This window comes from Enterococcus raffinosus (assembly GCF_001886185.1).
GTDB classification, from domain to species: Bacteria; Bacillota; Bacilli; order Lactobacillales; family Enterococcaceae; genus Enterococcus_A; species Enterococcus_A raffinosus.
This window is the reverse complement of sequence record NZ_JXLA01000040.1, coordinates 15,242-33,637: the sequence shown is the minus strand read 5'-3', so window position 1 is coordinate 33,637 and position 18,396 is coordinate 15,242. Positions and strand designations below refer to the sequence as shown.

At 38.2% G+C, this 18,396-nt stretch carries 17 protein-coding genes; 6 read left to right on the top strand and 11 right to left on the bottom strand.

Annotated features, from left to right (window positions below):
- Positions 1 to 42: 42 nt before the first annotated feature.
- The 9 genes from rpsR to dnaA all read right to left on the bottom strand — a co-directional run bounded on the left by rpsR (position 43) and on the right by dnaA (position 10,083).
- Positions 43 to 276: a 30S ribosomal protein S18 gene (gene rpsR, locus RV13_RS17050; RefSeq protein ID WP_010747412.1), complete on the bottom strand. Its 234-nt coding sequence runs from the start codon at positions 274 to 276 to the stop codon at positions 43 to 45.
- 23 nt (positions 277 to 299) lie between these two features.
- Positions 300 to 806 carry a single-stranded DNA-binding protein gene (gene ssb, locus RV13_RS17045; protein WP_010747413.1) on the bottom strand — a complete coding sequence of 169 codons (507 nt, stop codon included), beginning with the start codon at positions 804 to 806 and terminating at the stop codon, positions 300 to 302.
- Between the two features lie 44 nt (positions 807 to 850).
- On the bottom strand, positions 851 to 1,153 hold the full coding sequence (rpsF, locus tag RV13_RS17040) for a 30S ribosomal protein S6 (protein ID WP_010742561.1): 303 nt from the start codon (positions 1,151 to 1,153) through the stop codon (positions 851 to 853).
- Positions 1,154 to 1,332: 179 nt separating this feature from the next.
- Positions 1,333 to 3,837, bottom strand: coding sequence for a DNA gyrase subunit A (gyrA, locus tag RV13_RS17035; RefSeq protein ID WP_010747414.1), 2,505 nt, complete (start codon positions 3,835 to 3,837; stop codon positions 1,333 to 1,335).
- A gap of 14 nt (positions 3,838 to 3,851) precedes the next feature.
- Positions 3,852 to 5,801, bottom strand: coding sequence for a DNA topoisomerase (ATP-hydrolyzing) subunit B (gene gyrB, locus RV13_RS17030; RefSeq protein ID WP_028020630.1), 1,950 nt, complete (start codon positions 5,799 to 5,801; stop codon positions 3,852 to 3,854).
- On the bottom strand, positions 5,802 to 6,920 hold the full coding sequence (gene recF, locus RV13_RS17025; RefSeq protein WP_010747416.1) for a DNA replication/repair protein RecF: 1,119 nt from the start codon (positions 6,918 to 6,920) through the stop codon (positions 5,802 to 5,804). It abuts the gene before it with no gap.
- Positions 6,907 to 7,149, bottom strand: coding sequence for a S4 domain-containing protein YaaA (yaaA, locus tag RV13_RS17020; RefSeq protein ID WP_010747417.1), 243 nt, complete (start codon positions 7,147 to 7,149; stop codon positions 6,907 to 6,909). Before yaaA ends, recF begins: the two co-directional genes overlap by 14 nt.
- A 234-nt stretch (positions 7,150 to 7,383) precedes the next feature.
- Entirely contained in the window at positions 7,384 to 8,514 is a 1,131-nt protein-coding gene (gene dnaN, locus RV13_RS17015; protein WP_010747418.1) for a DNA polymerase III subunit beta, read from the bottom strand.
- 243 nt (positions 8,515 to 8,757) lie between these two features.
- The gene (gene dnaA, locus RV13_RS17010; protein ID WP_010747419.1) at positions 8,758 to 10,083 is read right to left on the bottom strand and encodes a chromosomal replication initiator protein DnaA; all 1,326 of its coding nucleotides are present in this window, start codon (positions 10,081 to 10,083) and stop codon (positions 8,758 to 8,760) included.
- A gap of 515 nt (positions 10,084 to 10,598) precedes the next feature.
- Here dnaA and rpmH point away from each other — a divergent pair.
- From rpmH to mnmG, 6 genes are all read left to right on the top strand, one after another.
- Entirely contained in the window at positions 10,599 to 10,733 is a 135-nt protein-coding gene (rpmH, locus tag RV13_RS17005; protein ID WP_006703104.1) for a 50S ribosomal protein L34, read from the top strand.
- Between the two features lie 137 nt (positions 10,734 to 10,870).
- Entirely contained in the window at positions 10,871 to 11,206 is a 336-nt protein-coding gene (gene rnpA, locus RV13_RS17000; protein WP_010747420.1) for a ribonuclease P protein component, read from the top strand.
- 17 nt (positions 11,207 to 11,223) lie between these two features.
- Positions 11,224 to 12,045 carry a YidC/Oxa1 family membrane protein insertase gene (locus RV13_RS16995; RefSeq protein ID WP_010747421.1) on the top strand — a complete coding sequence of 274 codons (822 nt, stop codon included), beginning with the start codon at positions 11,224 to 11,226 and terminating at the stop codon, positions 12,043 to 12,045.
- Positions 12,046 to 12,106: 61 nt separating this feature from the next.
- A complete protein-coding gene (jag, locus tag RV13_RS16990) occupies positions 12,107 to 12,877 on the top strand; it encodes an RNA-binding cell elongation regulator Jag/EloR (protein WP_010747422.1) in 771 nt (256 codons plus the stop codon).
- 219 nt (positions 12,878 to 13,096) lie between these two features.
- Positions 13,097 to 14,494 carry a tRNA uridine-5-carboxymethylaminomethyl(34) synthesis GTPase MnmE gene (mnmE, locus tag RV13_RS16985; RefSeq protein WP_010747423.1) on the top strand — a complete coding sequence of 466 codons (1,398 nt, stop codon included), beginning with the start codon at positions 13,097 to 13,099 and terminating at the stop codon, positions 14,492 to 14,494.
- Positions 14,495 to 14,509: 15 nt separating this feature from the next.
- Complete coding sequence (gene mnmG / locus RV13_RS16980) at positions 14,510 to 16,411, top strand: tRNA uridine-5-carboxymethylaminomethyl(34) synthesis enzyme MnmG (RefSeq protein ID WP_010747424.1); 1,902 nt, start codon at positions 14,510 to 14,512, stop codon at positions 16,409 to 16,411.
- Between the two features lie 171 nt (positions 16,412 to 16,582).
- Here the strand turns inward: mnmG and aroD are convergent, their stop codons facing one another.
- Both aroD and RV13_RS16970 read right to left on the bottom strand, forming a co-directional pair.
- On the bottom strand, positions 16,583 to 17,338 hold the full coding sequence (aroD, locus tag RV13_RS16975; RefSeq protein ID WP_010747425.1) for a type I 3-dehydroquinate dehydratase: 756 nt from the start codon (positions 17,336 to 17,338) through the stop codon (positions 16,583 to 16,585).
- A 10-nt stretch (positions 17,339 to 17,348) separates the two neighbouring features.
- Complete coding sequence (locus RV13_RS16970) at positions 17,349 to 18,227, bottom strand: shikimate dehydrogenase (RefSeq protein ID WP_010747426.1); 879 nt, start codon at positions 18,225 to 18,227, stop codon at positions 17,349 to 17,351.
- Positions 18,228 to 18,396: the final 169 nt, after the last annotated feature.

The following is an 18,396-nucleotide window of genomic DNA, read 5'->3' as shown; positions in this document are numbered from 1 at the left end:
TTCACCAACACTAGTTGACGAAGAGCCTTTTTAAATAACACTTTAGTCTTCAGAAACGAATGCTAATAAGCCCATAATACGTGCGCGTTTAATAGCGATCGTTAATTTACGTTGGTTTTTAGCGCTTGTTCCAGTTACACGACGAGGTAAAATTTTACCACGTTCGCTAATGAAACGTTTTAGTAATTCGATATCTTTATAATCGATATATTCGATATGATTAGCAGCAATATAGTCTACTTTACGACGTTTGCGACCTCTTCTTTGTTGTGCCATTCCGTTTCCCTCCTATTCAATTATTAGAATGGTAAATCATCATCTGAAATGTCGATGGAGGACCCACTAAATGGATCTGAATCTCTATCGAAGTCAGGCATAGTGTTCTTAGCTGACTGAGAGGATTGATTATAATTGTTGTTAAAATTATTTCCCCCGCCTTGGAAGCTATCATCAGAACTTGGATTCTGCTGACGTTGTTCACTTGCAGTACGAGATTCCAGTAATTGGAAATTTTCAGCAACAACTTCTGTCACATAGACCCGTTGTCCTTGCTGATTTTCATAATTTCGTGTTTGGATACGGCCAGTCACACCTAAAAGAGTTCCCTTACGCGCATAATTAGCTAAAGTTTCAGCTGATTTCCGCCAAATCACACAGTTGATAAAGTCTGCTTCACGATTACCGCTTTGATTCGTAAAATTACGATTCACCGCTAAAGTAAACGTTGCAACACCTGTCCCATTTGCTGTATAGCGTAAATCAGGATCCTTTGTTAAACGACCAACTAGTACAACATTATTAATCAAAGTAAAGCCAGCTCCCTTCTCGTCAATTGTTTCACGTGAAACAATTATTCTTCAATCTTAACGATCATGTGACGAATAATATCGTCGTTGATTTTTGCAAGACGATCGAATTCGTTAACTGCACTAGCTGTTGTTGGCGCAGTTGCATTGACGATATGGTAGATGCCTTCACGGAATCCGTTCATTTCGTAAGCGAAACGGCGTTTTTCCCAATCTTTTGAATCGATAATTTCTGCTCCATTATCTTTCAAGATTGTATCGAAACGTTCTACTAAAGCAGTTTTTGCTTCTTCATCAATGTTCGGACGAATGATGTATGTGATTTCATACTTCGTGTTTTGACTCATTGATTTTCACCTCCCTATGGACTATAAGGCTCTTAACTTTCTTAAGAGCAAGGAGAGCGATCTAAAAATATATAGACTACTCACAAATATTCATTATACATAATCGTCCTACAAAAATCAAATCTTTCTTTATCTAAAGTTACGAAAAAAGACTGAGATTGCTCTCAGTCTTTAAAAATTTATTCTTCTGTATCTTTTGTAATATCCTCAGATGTTTCAATATTATTCATCGTTTCTACATCATCAGCTTCTTCGTCCTCTGTATCAACGATTGCCATAGTCACAACTTTCGTATTTTCTTCCATCTTCATCAGACGTACACCTAGAGTAGCTCGACCTGTTTGTGAAACACCGCCGACATTGAAGCGAATAATGACCCCTTTGTCAGTGATCAGTAAAATATCTTCATTGCCGTTTACAGTAGTTAACCCAGCTAATGGTCCATTTTTATCTTTTACATTCGCTGTTTTGATTCCTTTACCACCACGGCCTTTAACTGGATACTCTGTAGCCTTTGTTCGTTTACCATATCCTTTTTCAGTGATGACCAGAACTTCTTGCTCCTCTTTCAATACAGCGGAGCCAATCACATAATCCTCATCGCGTAAGCGAATGCCACGAACACCACTTGCTGTACGTCCCATATCGCGAACAGCTTCTTCTTTAAATGTTACTGAGTAGCCATCGTGAGTACCAATAATAATGGTTTCATCACCTTCAGTTGACATCACGTTCACCAATTCATCACCTTCGCGTAATCCAATTGCAATTAAGCCATTAGCACGAATATTTGAAAAGGCTGTGACAGTCGTCCGCTTAACCGTTCCTTTTCTCGTTACGAAAAATAGGAAGTGACCATCCTCTGCTTGCCCATTAACTGAGATCACAGCTTGAATGGTTTCATTTGAATCAATTCCTAACAAGTTGATTATTGGAATACCTTTTGCAGTACGACCGTATTCAGGAACTTCATAGCCTTTCGCACGGTATACTCGTCCGCTATTAGTGAAGAATAGTAAGGTATCGTGCGTCGAACAAGAAATCAAAGTTTTTACGAAATCATCATCGTGAATTCCCATTCCTTGAACACCACGCCCGCCACGACGTTGTGCACGGAACTCTGTCGAAGCCACTCGTTTAATGTACCCATTATTGGTTAGAGTGATAACAACATCCTCTTCTTCGATCAAGTCCTCATCTTCTAAACTTAAAACTTCACCGACTAATAACTCCGTTCGACGATCATCGCCAAATTTAGCAGCAACTTCTGCTAATTCAGTTCGTATAATTTCTTCTACACGTTCAGGACGCGCTAGAATGTCTTCTAAGTCGCTGATTGTCTTCAGCAGCTCTTGATATTCATTTTCAATTTTCTCACGTTCTAAGCCCGTTAAACGGCGCAGACGCATGTCTAAGATTGCTTGTGCTTGACGATCAGATAACTCAAAGCGTTCAATTAAAGTGGCTTTTGCAATATCATCTGACGCTGAGTTTCGAATAGTCGCAATGATTTCATCAATGTGATCTAACGCAATTCGCAGTCCTTCTAAAATGTGTGCACGTGCTTCAGCTTTTTTCTTATCAAAAATAGTTCTACGAGTGATTACATTTTTTTGATGTTCGATATAATTTTCCAAGATCTGTTTTAAGTTCAGAATTCTTGGAACACCTTTTTCAATTGCTAACATGTTGAAGCTGAACGAAGTTTGCAAAGAAGTCATTTTGTATAAGTTATTCAAAATAACAGAAGCACTAACATCTCGTCGAACTTCAATAATGATACGCATCCCCTCACGAGAAGATTCATCACGCAGATCAGTTATTCCTTCTATCCGTTTATCCCGGTGCAGTTCAGAAATACGTTCAATCAGTTTTGCCTTATTAACCATGTATGGTAACTCGGTTACAATAATACGTTCTTTGCCGTTCTTTTGTTCTTCAATTTCGATTTTCGCGCGTACCGTGATCGATCCTTTACCCGTTTCATAAGCACGACGAATACCTGATTTCCCCATAACCAAGCCGCCCGTTGGAAAATCTGGTCCTGGGATGCATTCCATCAACTCTTGCGTGGTTGCTTCAGGATTTTCCATTAATAACTCGATGCCTGCTGTGACTTCCCGCAAATTATGAGGTGGAATATTTGTTGCCATCCCTACTGCGATACCAGTTGCTCCGTTAACTAGTAAATTCGGGAAACGTGCTGGTAAAACGATCGGTTCTTGCTCACTATCATCATAGTTTCCTTGAAAATCAACAGTATCCTTATTGATATCTCGTAACATTTCCATCGCAATCTTGCTTAAACGTGCTTCGGTATAACGCATTGCTGCAGCGCCGTCACCATCGACAGAACCAAAGTTTCCATGACCATCGACTAACATATTGCGGTAGCTGAAACTTTGAGCCATCCGCACCATTGATTCATAAATCGCACTATCGCCGTGAGGATGATACTTACCCATTACATCCCCAACGATACGAGCTGATTTTTTATGGGGTTTATCTGGTGTAACCCCTAATTCATTCATTCCATATAAAATTCGACGATGAACGGGTTTCAATCCATCCCGTACATCTGGTAAAGCCCGAGCTACAATAACGCTCATTGCATAATCAATGAAGGAGTCTTTCATTTCACTGGTTAGATTGACGGCTTGTATATTTTCTCTGCGATCTTCCAAATTGATCCTCCTTACTAAATATCCAAGTTCTTAACATAATGCGCATTTTCTTCGATAAACGCGCGACGTGGTTCTACTCGATCTCCCATCAGCATTTCAAAAACTTGATCGGCCTCGATCGCGTCATCGACACTGACCTGCAACATCAGGCGATTTTCTGGATCCATTGTTGTTTCCCATAGTTGATGATCATCCATTTCACCTAAACCTTTGTAACGTTGAACGTTTGGTTTTGGTGTCGCAGGTAATTCTGATATTTTTTGGACCAATTCTTCTTCGGCATTTTTGCCTGGTTGAATATACGTGATATTTTTACCTTGCTTAATCCCATACAATGGCGGCTGAGCAATATAAACGTAGCCAGCTTCCACGATGGGACGCATATAACGATAGAACAGGGTTAATAGCAATGTTCGAATATGCGCACCGTCGACATCGGCATCGGTCATAATGACTAATTTGTGATAGCGAGCTTTTGACACATCAAAATCTGCGCCAAATCCAGTACCCATTGCTGTAAACAACGATCGAATTTCTTCATTCGCTAAAATTTTATCCATTGATGCTTTTTCAACATTCAAAATTTTCCCGCGAATTGGTAATATTGCTTGAAATTCTCGATTGCGTCCTTGCTTCGCAGAACCACCAGCGGAGTCCCCTTCGACAATGAACAATTCGCATTTTTCTGGATCATTACTTGAACAATCGGCTAATTTACCTGGTAAATTACTTATTTCCAATGCACCTTTTCGGCGTGTTACTTCACGAGCCCGCTTAGCGGCTAGTCGTGCTTTAGCAGCTAACATGCCTTTTTCCACAATTCGTCGCCCAACAGATGGATTTTCCATCAAAAACTTCATAAAATTCTCTGAGAACAAGCGATCAGTAACTGTTCGAACCTCAGAATTACCAAGTTTTGTTTTTGTTTGCCCTTCGAACTGTGGTTCTGGATGTTTAATAGAGATTACAGCTGTTAATCCCTCACGGACATCTTCACCAGAAAGATTTTCATCATTGTCTTTCATGATTTTTTGTTTACGAGCATAATCATTTATTACTCTTGTCAGAGCGGTTTTGAATCCAAACTCATGCGTACCACCTTCATAGGTATGGATGTTATTAGCGAAACTTAAGATATTGGTGTGATAGCCATCTGTATACTGCATCGCAACTTCAACCGTAATATCTTGCTGCTCGCCTTCTACATAAACAGGCTCATCGAAAATCACAGCTTTACTGTGATTTAAATGCTCAACGTAGCTCTTGATTCCGCCCTCATAATGATATTCGCGTAAAACAGGCGTTTCTTCACGTTTGTCTTCAATTGAAATTTTTAACCCGCGATTTAAGAAAGCTAACTCTCGTACACGTGTTGCTAATTTATCAAAATTGAAAATCGTTGATTCAGTAAAAATCTCAGGATCTGGGATAAAGTGAACCGTTGTTCCATGCTTTTCGGTTTCTCCTATCACTTTAAGATCATCTACAACCGCACCTCGACGGTATTCTTGGAAATAGATTTTACCATTTTTGAAGACACGTACATCTAAGCTTGTAGACAAGGCATTAACAACGGAAGCCCCTACACCGTGAAGCCCTCCAGATACCTTGTATCCGCCACCGCCAAATTTCCCGCCTGCATGCAGGATGGTATAAACTGTTTCAACGGCTGGACGTCCAGTTTTTGCTTGAATATCTACTGGAATCCCACGACCATCGTCACTGACAGTGATACTATTATCTTCTTCAATCACTACATGAATATGTGACGCAAAGCCAGCTAACGCTTCATCAATGGAATTATCTACAATCTCCCATACCAGGTGATGCAACCCTTCCGTGCTTGTCGAGCCAATATACATTCCTGGGCGTTTCCGAACGGCTTCTAACCCTTCCAGTACCTGGATCTGACTGGCATCGTACTCTTGCGCACGTTCTAGTAAACTCTTTTCCTCTTCTGTCATCTACGTTTCTTTCCTTTCTATCTGTCCTTGATGGACATAAAAAATATCCGGATGAACCGTCATTTTTCCTTTAACATGATTCAACGTCGTCGTTGTTAAAAACGTTTGTACTTTGTTTTCAATTGTCTCTAATAAATGAATCTGGCGACTATCATCCAGTTCACTCATGACGTCATCTAATAGTAAAATCGGATATTCTCCTGTTTCTTCTTTCATCAAATCGATCTCAGCCAATTTGACACTTAATGCCGTAGTACGTTGCTGTCCCTGTGAGCCATAAGTCTGTACATTTTGCTGATTAACTTTAAATATCAAGTCATCTCGATGAGGCCCTAAAAATGTATTGCCTTTAAAGATTTCTCGCTTACGATTTTTCTGCAGCTCATCTAGAAACACCTTTCGTATCTCTTCAACGTCTTCACTTTTTAACGAAATACTAGCATCGTACTCTATCGCAAGGTTTTCTTTTTGATTTGTAATCTTGCTGTGAAGATCGTTAGACCAATATTCTAGTTTTTTGACAAATTGCAAACGATTCGCTAAAACTTTACTGCCAAAATCAACTAATTGTTCTGTTAAGATATCCAGATATATTTCATCAGTCTGTTTATTTTCAGATAATTGTTTCAAGTAAAGATTACGCTGCTTTAGCGTCTGCTGATATTGAGCCAAATCATAGAGATAGACTGGATTAATTTGGCCTAGCTCCATATCAATAAATCGTCTTCTGATTTGCGGACTCCCCTTCACTAAAGAAAGGTCCTCTGGCGCAAATAAAATGACATTTAATTGACCTATGTAACTGCTCAATTTTTTTTGTTCAATGTGATTGACTTTCGATTTACGGCCTTTTTTGGTCAGCAATAATTCTAATTCTAAACCGCTAGTTCCTCGTTCAATCCGTCCTTTAATATGAGCAAAGTCATCCTGCCAACCAATTAGTTCTTGTTCGCTGCTGGTTCGATGACTGCGGGTCAATGCTAAAACATAAATACTTTCCAAAAGATTGGTTTTTCCTTGCGCATTCTCTCCTAGAAAGACATTCAAACGGTTGGGAAATTCCAAGACAAGTTCTTGATAGTTCCTAAAATTTCTTAACTCAAGCTTATTCAGCCGCATCTTGTTCTTCCTTATTTTTGACCATAAAAAAAGTTCCTACCTCAGGAATTTCAATCATCATTCCTGGATAGAGCTTTCGGCCGCGGCGGTTTTCCAACTCACCATCTACAAATACTGTTTCTTCCGCTAGAAACCACTTGGCTTGTCCACCACTAGAGATAAGATTGATCTCTTTCAATAACTGACCAAGTGTCATGAACTCTGTTTCTAAAAAAATTTTTTGTTTCACATTCATCCCTCATTTTCATGCTAGAAACACCTCTTTATTATACCCTTTTTTAATAGATAAAACAAATTAACTCGTTGTATTTTTCGTTTTAAGAAGTTTTATGCTGTTTTAATTAATTCACTCAAAAAAAAGTAAAAGGTCTTAAAATCGATTTTAAGACCTTTTACTGGAGTTCTGTTTTTTACATGTTTTTTTCATATTTTTCAAAAAATTTGTGAAACTCACTATTTTTTTCTAGTTTGTTCTTACTGGAGTGATTAATTGAATAAAGGAAACATCCCCTTCACTCGGTTCCAAAGTAAATGGACGAATGGCTGAAATAAATTGAATCTTAATACTCATATCACCAAAAGCACGCAAAGCATCTTTCATATAATCAGGATTAAACGAGATTTCCAATGGGTCTCCACTTACCTTTTCGTAAACCAACTCTTCTTCCACTTTACCGATTTCTGGAGAATTTCCATAAAGAACTACTGAATTATCCGCAATTGCCAATCGTACAATATTATTACGTCCTTCATGAGAAAGTAATGATGCCCGTTCGATAGCCGCTAAAAATGTTGGCACAGAGAATGTGATCTCTGTATTGAAGCTCGTTGGGATTAAACGATTTGTATCAGGATAATTTCCCTCTAATAGTCGAGAATAGAAATACATTGTCGGTGTTTTGAACAATACTTGGTTTTCCATAATACTGATTTCAACTTCTGCTTCTTCATCCGATAACGAACGGGACAATTCAACTAAGCTTTTACCAGGAATAACAATATCAAAATCTTTATTTGCATTTTCCACAGGGACAACACGCTGACTCAAACGGTGAGAATCCGTAGCAACAGCTAATAATTGGCCATTAGACATGGTGAAATGTACACCAGTTAAAATTGGGCGACTTTCATGCTGAGAAACAGAAAAAACAGTTTCACCAATCAATTTTGTCAACATGTGGACAGGTAATTTTAATTGATTTTGTTCTTCTACGACAGGAAGATGTGGATAATTGTCAGCATCTAATCCATTGACAGTGAAATGAGCAGCTCCAGATGTGATTAGTACTTGATAATTGTCTTGGACTTCTAAAGTAAATGTTTTTTCAGGCAATCGACGAATAATCTCGCTAAAAAAGCGAGCCTGTAAAACAATTGTTCCTAATTCCGCAATTTGCAGCTCCGCTTTTTCATCATCAGTAGCTAGGAAAGTTTCAATCGAGATATCCGCATTACTCCCAGTTAAATTCAATCCTTCATTGTTTAATTCTATTTTTACGCCAGTTAAGATAGGAATGGTTGTTTTAGTGGAAATGGCCCGTTGTACGGTTTGTAACTCTTGAATAAAGCGAGCGCGATTAATCGTAAATTTCATGATAGAACTCCTTTTTTATTTTTTTCGATAAATTTATTTTACAGGATACCGATCTTCTAAAGAAGACGTTTTTTGTTTTGATCAGCAGTTTATTCTTTTTATTTATTTTAGTTAATTAAGTAATAAAAGTAGTAGGTCTTGTTAATCATGTGGAAAACAAAGAAAAAAGCTTGGTAATTCAAGTTTTCCACTTGTGGATAAGGTGTGGAAAAACAAACTTCTCTTTTTCGTTCTTTCCACAGGCTAGCCAAGAAGTAGATTTTTGATCTCTGCTATTTCTTGTTGGATACTGCTGTCATTTTTCATCAATTGGCTGATTTTTTCATGGGCATGGATCACGGTTGTATGATCTTTTCCGCCAAATTCTGCGCCAATTTTTGGTAACGAACTTTCAGTCATTTCTCTAGCTAAGTACATAGCAATTTGTCGGGGAACTACAATTGCTTTCACACGTTTTTTCCCTTTCAAGTCTTTTACTTGGATATGATAGAATTTAGCCACTTCGTCTTGGATCTTTCCAATAGAAAGTTGTGCATTGCTCGTGCCTTTCAAACTTTTTAAAGCATCTGCTGCGATACTGGTAGTAATATCTGCGCTATTCATTGTTGCAAAAGCCTGAACACGAACCAATGCTCCTTCCAGTTCACGGATATTTGAATCAATTTGTCCGGCAATGTAACTCAAGGTATCGTCTGGAATTTCAAGGTTTTCCGCTTGAGCTTTTTTCCTCAAAATTGCAGTACGTGTCTCCAAGTCTGGCGGAGTAATGTCCACCGACAACCCCCAAGCAAAACGCGACACTAAACGTTCTTGTAATTTAGGGATCTCATTGGGCAGACGATCACTAGTTAGAACGATTTGTTTGTTGTCATTATATAGGTTTTCAAAAGTATGGAAAAACTCCTCTTGTGTCGCCTCTTTATCCGCAAAGAATTGAATATCATCTACTAATAGCAAATCTACTTTTCGATATTCTTGTCTAAATTCTTCCGACGTTTTATTTTTTATGGAATTGATAAAGTCATTAGCAAAAGTTTCACTAGAAACGTATTTTACTTTTGCGTCGGGATTGATTGCTAACATCTGGTGCCCGATGGCATGCATCAAATGTGTTTTACCTAAACCAACGCCACCATAGAAAAAGAGCGGATTATAGATAGAACCAGGTTCTTCTGCTACAACCAAGGCCGCTGCATGAGCCATTTGGTTTCCCTTTCCGATGACAAAGGTGTCAAAGGTGTATTTTGGATTAAGCATGGCACGCTTTGTTGTATCTAACTTGGGTGTCTCCTCTTTTTCCACAATGCTGACGGGCGGTGCTTCATCTGGTGTAACAAACAAAGGCATTATTTCATCCCCTGTCACTTTAAACCCAATTTCGACGATTTTCGCGGCTAAATGTTTTTCCCAATAACGCTTATGTAGATCACTAGTAACTTCAATTGTTAGTTGATTATTTGTTAAAGCTAAGGGTTTAGCTGTGCCTACCCAGGCATCATAACTGGCAGGATTGAGGTCATTTTTATAGCTGTCCTTCAATTCCTGCCAGAAATTGTCCAATGAGGTCAAATAAGTCGCCTCCTATATTATAAAATTCAGATAGACCTACTTTATCATTTTTTCAAAAAGTTTTCCACAACCAGAAAGGAATACGATGAAATTTCTCTTTTTCCACAGAATGTATAAAAATACAAAGAGTGAATAAACAGGAGGGAAAAACATATACACAGCTTACAGAAAAAATGTGGAAAGAATCCTTTTTCCACTAAGGAATTCACAAATAAAGCAAAAATAAGGCGCTGATAGATAAGGTTGAAGAAGAGTTATGCACAAAACTTATCCACCATGTGGACAAGTTGCTAATAGGATTATTTTCTGGGGAAAAAACTTTTGGAAAATCTTGGAGCTTTTTTTGTGGAAAAAAGTTATTCACATTAAGAAGGAGTTTATCCCCAGATTTTGTGGATAAAAAAATGAAGCTGGTTTATTAACCTCTTTTTCATTTCGTGATTGACAAAGTAGGGGAAGAGTCGTTATAATATTCGGGTATGTCTATGTAATGTTAGCTATGGAGGTGTATTTCAATGAAAAGAACTTATCAACCAAATAAACGTAAACGTCAAAAAGTTCATGGATTCCGTAAACGCATGAGCACTAAAAACGGCCGTCGCGTACTAGCAAGCCGTCGTCGTAAAGGAAGAAAAGTACTTGCTGCTTAAGCCACTGCCGGTCAGTGGTTTTTTTTGTATCTAAAATGAGATTCTTAAGGAATTTTTCTGCTGAATAAGGATGCTTCCTTATTTTGAAGTATGGTATTATTGTCAGGTATAGATTTAAAAGAAACGAAGGAAGCTAGATGAAAAAAAAATATCGGGTCAAAAAAGAACGAGAATTTCAAAAAGTGTTTCAAGAAGGTGCTTCTTTTGCGAATCGGAAATTCGTGGTATACCGTCTAGAACCTTCTGGTCAGAAACATTTTCGAGTAGGCATATCCGTCGGTAAAAAGGTTGGAAATGCTGTGATGCGGAATCAGGTAAAGCGGAAAATTCGTGCAATCTTGCAAGAGTTAAAGAATGACCTGCCGCCAATAGACTTTATTGTGATCGCGCGACCAACTACAAAAGACTTGCCTTACGATGAAATGCGTTCGAATCTTATACACGTTTTAAAATTAGCCAAAATATTAAGTTAGGAAGGAAACAGATTTAGGTGAAGAAATATAAAAAAATATTATTAATGACAGGATTATTAAGCCTTGTCTTCTTACTATCGGCCTGTGGGACAGGGGAAGTGAGTGCGCACAGTACAGGTGTCTGGGACCGCTATGTAGTCTATTATTTCGGTCAAGCTATCAAAGGGCTAGCTTTTGGAAATGTCGGAATAGGAATAATTTTATTTACTATTATTATTAGAATTATTTTGATGCCGTTAATGCATTTTCAAACCAAAAGTATGCGAAAAACGCAAGAATTACAGCCTAAAATCAAGGCCCTGCAGGAAAAATACAGCTCTCGTGATCAAGAAACACAACAAAAGCTGCAAGCGGAAACTAAAAAATTATACGCAGAAAATAATGTGAGCCCTTACGCAGGTTGTTTGCCGCTTTTAGTACAAATGCCCGTTATGATGGCTTTGTATCAGGCAATTTTACGAATTCCAGAGTTAAGATCAGGACATTTTTTATGGTTGAATTTGAGCCAATCCGACCCTTATTTCATTTTACCAATTCTTGCAGCAGTCTTTACTTTTGCAAGTAGCTATCTATCAAGTATGAGTCAACTAGAATCAAATGCATCATTAAAAATTATGAATTTTGCAATGCCTGTCATGATTTTTGTTATGGCATTAAATTTAGCGAGTGGTTTGTCTTTATACTGGGTTATTTCAAATGCTTTCCAAGTGATTCAAACGTTGTTAATCAATAACCCATTTAAGATCCGTCGAGAAAGAGAAGAAGTTGCTCGACAAATTCGTGAAAGAGAACGGGCATTAGAAAAAGCTAAACATCCAAAGAAAAAACGGAAAAAATAAGGACAGATATGTTCGAAGCATATTATTTTTTATATAGAATACAACTGAGGAGGTCTAGAAGATGCCTGTTTATGAGGGTCCAACAATTGATGATGCAATCTCAAAAGGACTGCAAGCTTTAGGGGTGAAAAAAGAAGCTGTCGATATTGAAATTTTAACAGATGCAAAAAAAGGTTTCTTGGGAATGGGAAAAAAAGATGCTCGTGTTTCCATTGAACCAATTAACGTCGAAGAACCTGTAATTGCTGCTGAAACGAATAAAAAATCGACAGAAGAGGAACAAACATTTGCTGAAGAAAAGACGGAAGAAAAAATTCAACAAGCAGTTGAATCAAGTAGTTCTGATATTCAGCTAATTGATTTAGATGAAGAAGAAGCAATTAAAGAGCTGGCGCTTTATTTAACGAATATTACCAATGACATGGGCGTACCGGCATTAGTAAAAATACAGCATGAAGCTAACGGTTTGATTGTTATGAATTTAGAAACGAGTAAGCAAGGTATGCTGATTGGTAAACATGGCAAGATATTAAATGCCTTACAATATTTAGCGCAGGTTTTTCTACATCGTGTAGCAAAAGAAAAGCTGTCTGTAGTCGTGAATGTTGGAAACTACCGTCAAAAACGCGAAGAAGTCTTAACACGGTTAGCACAGCGAACTGCAGAAAAAGTAAAAGAGACAGGGAGACCAGTCTTTTTGGAACCAATGCCAGCGTTTGAACGAAAAATGATTCATTCAGCTTTAAGTAAAGATGAATACATTAAAACTCATTCTGAAGGCGAAGATCCTTATCGTTACCTAGTTGTTGAACCAGCCAAAAAATATTTTTAGAAATCAGAAGCTGTGCCAAATGTTTGGTTCAGCTTTTTCTTTAGCAAAATTTGAAAAAGTAAGGCTATTTCGACAAGTATGCTTGAATTGTCAATAAAAATATGCTAATCTTACACCAGAATTTTGTAGAAAAAGCAGTCAAAGTGCTCAATCTACTCCTTAATCAAGGGGTGGAGTAGGCACTTTTTTTATGTTCTTAATTCATTAGGAGGAAAAAAGTTGGCAGAGATTACCTTAGAATTTGATACGATTGCAGCAATTTCAACCCCGCCAGGTGAAGGCGCAATCAGCATTGTGCGCTTGAGCGGCGATCGAGCGGTAGAAATTGCAGATAGTGTCTATAACAGCGGAAAAAAATGTTTGTTAGATGTGCCATCACATACGATTCATTATGGACACATTATTGATCCCGCGAATCAGCAAGTAGTTGATGAAGTAATGGTCACTGTTATGCGGGCACCGAAGACGTTTACACGTGAGGATATTGTAGAAATAAACTGTCATGGTGGAATTGTAGTGGTCAATCAATTACTGCAGCTTATTTTACGTTCTGGAGCACGTTTAGCCGAGCCAGGTGAATTTACTAAAAGAGCCTTTTTAAATGGTCGAGTAGATCTTTCTCAGGCAGAAGCGGTAATGGATTTGATTCGAGCAAAAACAGATCGGGCAATGAATGTTGCAATTAATCAATTAGACGGCAACTTGTCTCATTTAATTCGTCAACTACGTCAAGAGATATTAGAGACGTTAGCACAGGTAGAAGTAAATATCGATTATCCAGAATATGATGATGTGGAAGAATTAACTACCCAATTATTATTAGAAAAAGCACAACAAGTCGGGCAGCAAATTGATGCTTTGTTATTGAACGCTAAACAAGGAAAAATTTTGCGTGAGGGATTGAGTACAGCCATCATTGGTCGTCCCAATGTCGGTAAATCAAGCTTGCTAAATTATCTTTTACATGAGGAAAAAGCGATCGTGACAGAGATTGCTGGGACGACACGCGACGTAATTGAAGAATATGTTAATGTACGTGGTGTACCTTTGAAATTGATTGATACCGCAGGAATCAGAGAGACAGATGATGTGGTAGAACGAATTGGTGTGGAACGCAGTCGTAAAGCGTTAAGTGAAGCAGACTTAATACTACTGGTGTTGAATCAAAGCGAAGCACTAACGGCAGAAGATAAAGAATTATTAGAAGCTACCAAAGGGTTAAAACGAATTGTTTTATTAAATAAGACGGATCTGCCAAGTCAATTATCACCACAAGATCTTAAATCCTATCTTAGTGAAGATGAAGTATTTGCAATATCTGTTTTGGAAAAAGCGGGTTTGGATCAATTAGAAGAGGCAATCGCAAAACTTTTCTTTGGAGGTCAGACAGCTGAAAAAGATGCTACTTATGTATCGAATACGCGGCATATTGCCTTGCTGGAAAAAGCAGGACAATCATTAAAAGAAGTTCACAATGGTATTATGGCAGGCATGCCAGTAGATCTAGTTCAAATAGATATGACACGTTGCTGGGATTATTTAGGTGAAATTGTTGGCGATAGTGTACAAGACGAACTGATTACGCAATTATTCAGTCAATTTTGTTTAGGAAAATAAAGAGGGAGATGCTACATGGAATATCAAGCAGGAACATATGATGTAATCGTTGTGGGTGCAGGACATGCCGGTTCTGAAGCGGCATTAGCAGCAGCACGCATGGGACAAAAGACCTTATTGATTACAATCAATTTAGATATGGTGGCATTTATGCCATGTAATCCCTCCATTGGTGGTCCAGCCAAGGGAGTGGTTGTAAGAGAAATCGATGCACTCGGTGGCGAGATGGGACGAAATATTGATAAAACATATATCCAAATGCGGATGTTAAATACAGGTAAGGGTCCCGCAGTAAGAGCTCTGCGTGCACAAGCAGATAAGCACGCTTATGCGGAAGAAATGAAACACACGATTGAAAAAGAAGTCAATCTAACCTTGAAACAAGGTGTTGTTGATCGTTTAGTTGTGGAAGAAGGAATCTGTAAAGGTGTTGTAACATCAACAGGGGCTGTCTATTCAGCTAAAGCAGTAATAATCACTGCAGGTACAGCTTTACGCGGTGAGATTATTATCGGTGAGTTGAAATATTCGTCAGGTCCAAACAATTCACAACCATCCATCAAGTTAGCAGATCATTTACAAGAACTTGGGTTAGAGATTCATCGTTTTAAAACAGGGACACCTCCACGAGTGAAATCAGGCTCGATTGACTATAGTAAAACAGAAATTCAGCCTGGTGACGAAAGACCTAATCATTTTAGTTATCAAACACCAGATAGCCAGTATTTACAAGAGCAGATTCCATGTTGGTTAACATATACAAATTTGAAAAGCCATGAAATCATTCAAAATAATTTACATCGTGCGCCTATGTTTACAGGAATTGTTGATGGTGTAGGTGCCCGTTATTGTCCTTCCATCGAAGATAAGATCGTACGTTTTGCTGATAAAGAACGCCACCAATTATTCTTAGAACCAGAAGGTCGTTATACAGAAGAAGTCTATGTTCAGGGATTGTCAACATCGTTACCGGAGGATGTGCAAAATGAAGTCCTACATTCGATTGAAGGCCTAGAAAAAGCTGAAATGATGCGAACCGGCTATGCTATCGAATATGATATGGTCGCTCCTCATCAATTACGCCCAACACTTGAAACAAAAGTGATTGAAAATCTTTATACAGCTGGACAAACGAATGGAACAAGTGGCTATGAAGAAGCTGCTGGTCAAGGATTGATGGCCGGAATTAATGCTGCTTTAAAGATTCAAGGAAAAGAACCTTTCATTATGAAACGCAGTGACGGGTATATTGGAGTTATGATTGATGATTTGGTGACGAAAGGAACGAATGAACCTTATCGATTATTAACATCAAGGGCAGAATATCGTTTGATTTTACGTCATGATAATGCAGATTTACGTTTAACAGAAATCGGGCATGAGATTGGATTAGTAGAAGAGGAGAACTATCAAGCATATTTGACTAAAAAGGCGCATATCGAAGCAGAAATGGCTCGGTTACAGTCTATTCGGATAAAACCCAGCAAAGAAGTTCAAAGCTTCCTAAGAGCTAAAAATAGCGCAGAATTAAAAGATGGTGTCTTAGCGAGCGACTTTTTGAAACGCCCGGAAATCTCTTACCAAGAATTGCTACAGTTCATTCCTGCGAATGAGGAGTTAACAGAAAAAGAAGTAGAACAGGTAGAAATTCAAATTAAGTATGAGGGCTATATCAAAAAAGCGATGGAAAAAGTAGAAAAATTGAAGCGAATGGAAGCAAAACGTATCCCAGAACGAATCAATTATGAGGCAATTAATGGTTTAGCTACAGAAGCAAAGCAAAAACTTCAAAAAATTCAGCCAGAAACAATCGCTCAAGCTAGTCGTATCAGTGGTGTAAATCCTGCTGATATTAGTATTCTGATGGTTTACATCGAACAAGGGAAGATCGCTAAAGTAGGTAGTATAACTGAGTGATGTAAGTCGAAAGCCATGTTAAAACGTATGCAATATGAACGCACAAAAAGAGGACAATCCCAAACGGTTTGTCCTCTTTTTCAATCTATAAAATAAGTAATTCTATAAAAAGAGACATCCATAAACAAACTGATATTATACACATTTGTTTATGGATGTATTCAGATTCGTTTAATTCAATTTTAGTGTTGCCAGCATTTTACGTAACTCGACAACAGGAACCTGTCCAGGAGCAGATGCCGTTCCAGCAGAGCCAAACGTTGCTGCAGAACCGAAAACTTGTCCAGAAACGCGGCTGACCATTCCAAGTGCTCCCATTGACATAGTAATTAACGGAACTTTAGCGAACTCTTCATGCATTTCACGAGTAGCTGCTAATAAAGTTAACACATCAGCAGAATTATTTGGCATTACAGCAATTTTACAGATGTCTGCTCCTTTATCTTGCATAGCACGTAAACGAGTAACTAATTCATTTTTTTCAGGTGTTTTATCAAAATCGTGATTGCACATAATAATTTTAATTCCGTTTTGATGGGCTAGTTCAATGGTTTCAGCAACTTCTTTTTCTGGCATGAATAACTCCACATCCAATAAGTCTAATTCACCCTCGGCTATGATTGTTTTATAAAGGTTAAAGTACTGTTCATCCGAAAGTTCACAGACCCCACCTTCTTTTTTCGTACGAAAGGTAATTAACAAGGGCTTGTTTAAGATAGCCTTCAAATTATGTGAAAGGGTAGCGACAGATTGTGGATCTTGAACATGTTCAAAGAAATCAATTCGCCACTCCACTAGATCACAGTCTAATGTACGAACCTTTTCTGCCTCATCTAATAAATCCTCTTTTGTTTTTCCAACTATTGGTACGATAATTTTTGGCAAACCTTCGCCTATCGTAACTTGATCAATCGTTACTGTTTTCATCTTGTTCCTCCTAATCTTTAAATAAAAGTTCTTTAATATAATTGACGGGCATGTCTTCTCCGGTGAACAGTTTAAAGGCAGCGGCTCCTTGATAAAGCATCATACCAAGTCCATTGATCGCTTTTTTTGCCCCATGTTCTTTAGCAAATTTCAACAACTTCGTTTCACGAGGAGAGTAGACTACATCAAAAACAACTAAGTCTGGACGGATCATTGCGGGATCATTAATTAAACTCATATCTTCCAAGGGTTTCATTCCAACACCTGTTGCATCGATGTAAATAGCACTTTCTGCAATAGACGCCTTGAAACTGTCTTGATCCGCTAAATCCGTCACAGATGCTAGACAATCGGTGTTTTCATTAATTTTTCGAGCAGTTTCTTCAGCATTCGGGAAAACAGCATCGTTAGCATTAAAGATTCGTAACTCTTTGGCACCATCAAAAGCCGCTTGGATTGCAATGGCTGTACCAGCGCCTCCAGCCCCCGTTAAGGTAATGATTTGGTCCTTTACTTCGACGCCCTCATCTTTCAGAGCTTCCATTGCTCCTATCCCATCTGTATTGTACCCTACAAGATGTCCTTTACCATCAATATTAGTAACAGTATTAACGGCTCCAATTAGAGCAGCTTCAGGTGATACTTCATCTAAATAAGGGATAATGGCTTGTTTATTAGGCATTGAAACGTTTGATCCTCGGATGCCTAAGGCGCGAATTCCTTGCACCGTATCTTTTAATTCATTGTTTCCTACTTCAAAGGCTAAATAAGCGTAATCCAGTCCCAATTTCGCAAAGGCTTCATTATGCATTGTTGGTGACATACTGTGGCGAATAGGGGTAGCGATTAGACTAATTAATAATGTGTGTCCAGTAAGTCTTTCTGTCATAGCAGAGTTCCTCTTTTCTATGTTTTTATTGTTCAATACTTCTCAATAGAAGCGTTTTCTATTTTTGGTTATTATGAAACTAATCACAATGTACATTTCTATTGTAGGTTTTAATGAGTTGGAAAACTAATGCTTTATATTGATAAAATCAATAAAACAAATAAATAAA

Coding starts and splice junctions, on each gene's coding strand:
- gyrB (WP_028020630.1), bottom strand. CDS start 5,801: ATGACAGAAGAGGAAAAGAGTTTACTAGAACGTGCGCAAGAGTACGAT.
- rpmH (WP_006703104.1), top strand. CDS start 10,599: ATGAAAAGAACTTATCAACCAAATAAACGTAAACGTCAAAAAGTTCAT.
- mnmG (WP_010747424.1), top strand. CDS start 14,510: ATGGAATATCAAGCAGGAACATATGATGTAATCGTTGTGGGTGCAGGA.
- recF (WP_010747416.1), bottom strand. CDS start 6,920: ATGCGGCTGAATAAGCTTGAGTTAAGAAATTTTAGGAACTATCAAGAA.
- rpsR (WP_010747412.1), bottom strand. CDS start 276: ATGGCACAACAAAGAAGAGGTCGCAAACGTCGTAAAGTAGACTATATT.
- dnaN (WP_010747418.1), bottom strand. CDS start 8,514: ATGAAATTTACGATTAATCGCGCTCGCTTTATTCAAGAGTTACAAACC.
- rnpA (WP_010747420.1), top strand. CDS start 10,871: ATGAAAAAAAAATATCGGGTCAAAAAAGAACGAGAATTTCAAAAAGTG.
- jag (WP_010747422.1), top strand. CDS start 12,107: ATGCCTGTTTATGAGGGTCCAACAATTGATGATGCAATCTCAAAAGGA.
- rpsF (WP_010742561.1), bottom strand. CDS start 1,153: ATGAGTCAAAACACGAAGTATGAAATCACATACATCATTCGTCCGAAC.
- RV13_RS16970 (WP_010747426.1), bottom strand. CDS start 18,227: ATGACAGAAAGACTTACTGGACACACATTATTAATTAGTCTAATCGCT.
- aroD (WP_010747425.1), bottom strand. CDS start 17,338: ATGAAAACAGTAACGATTGATCAAGTTACGATAGGCGAAGGTTTGCCA.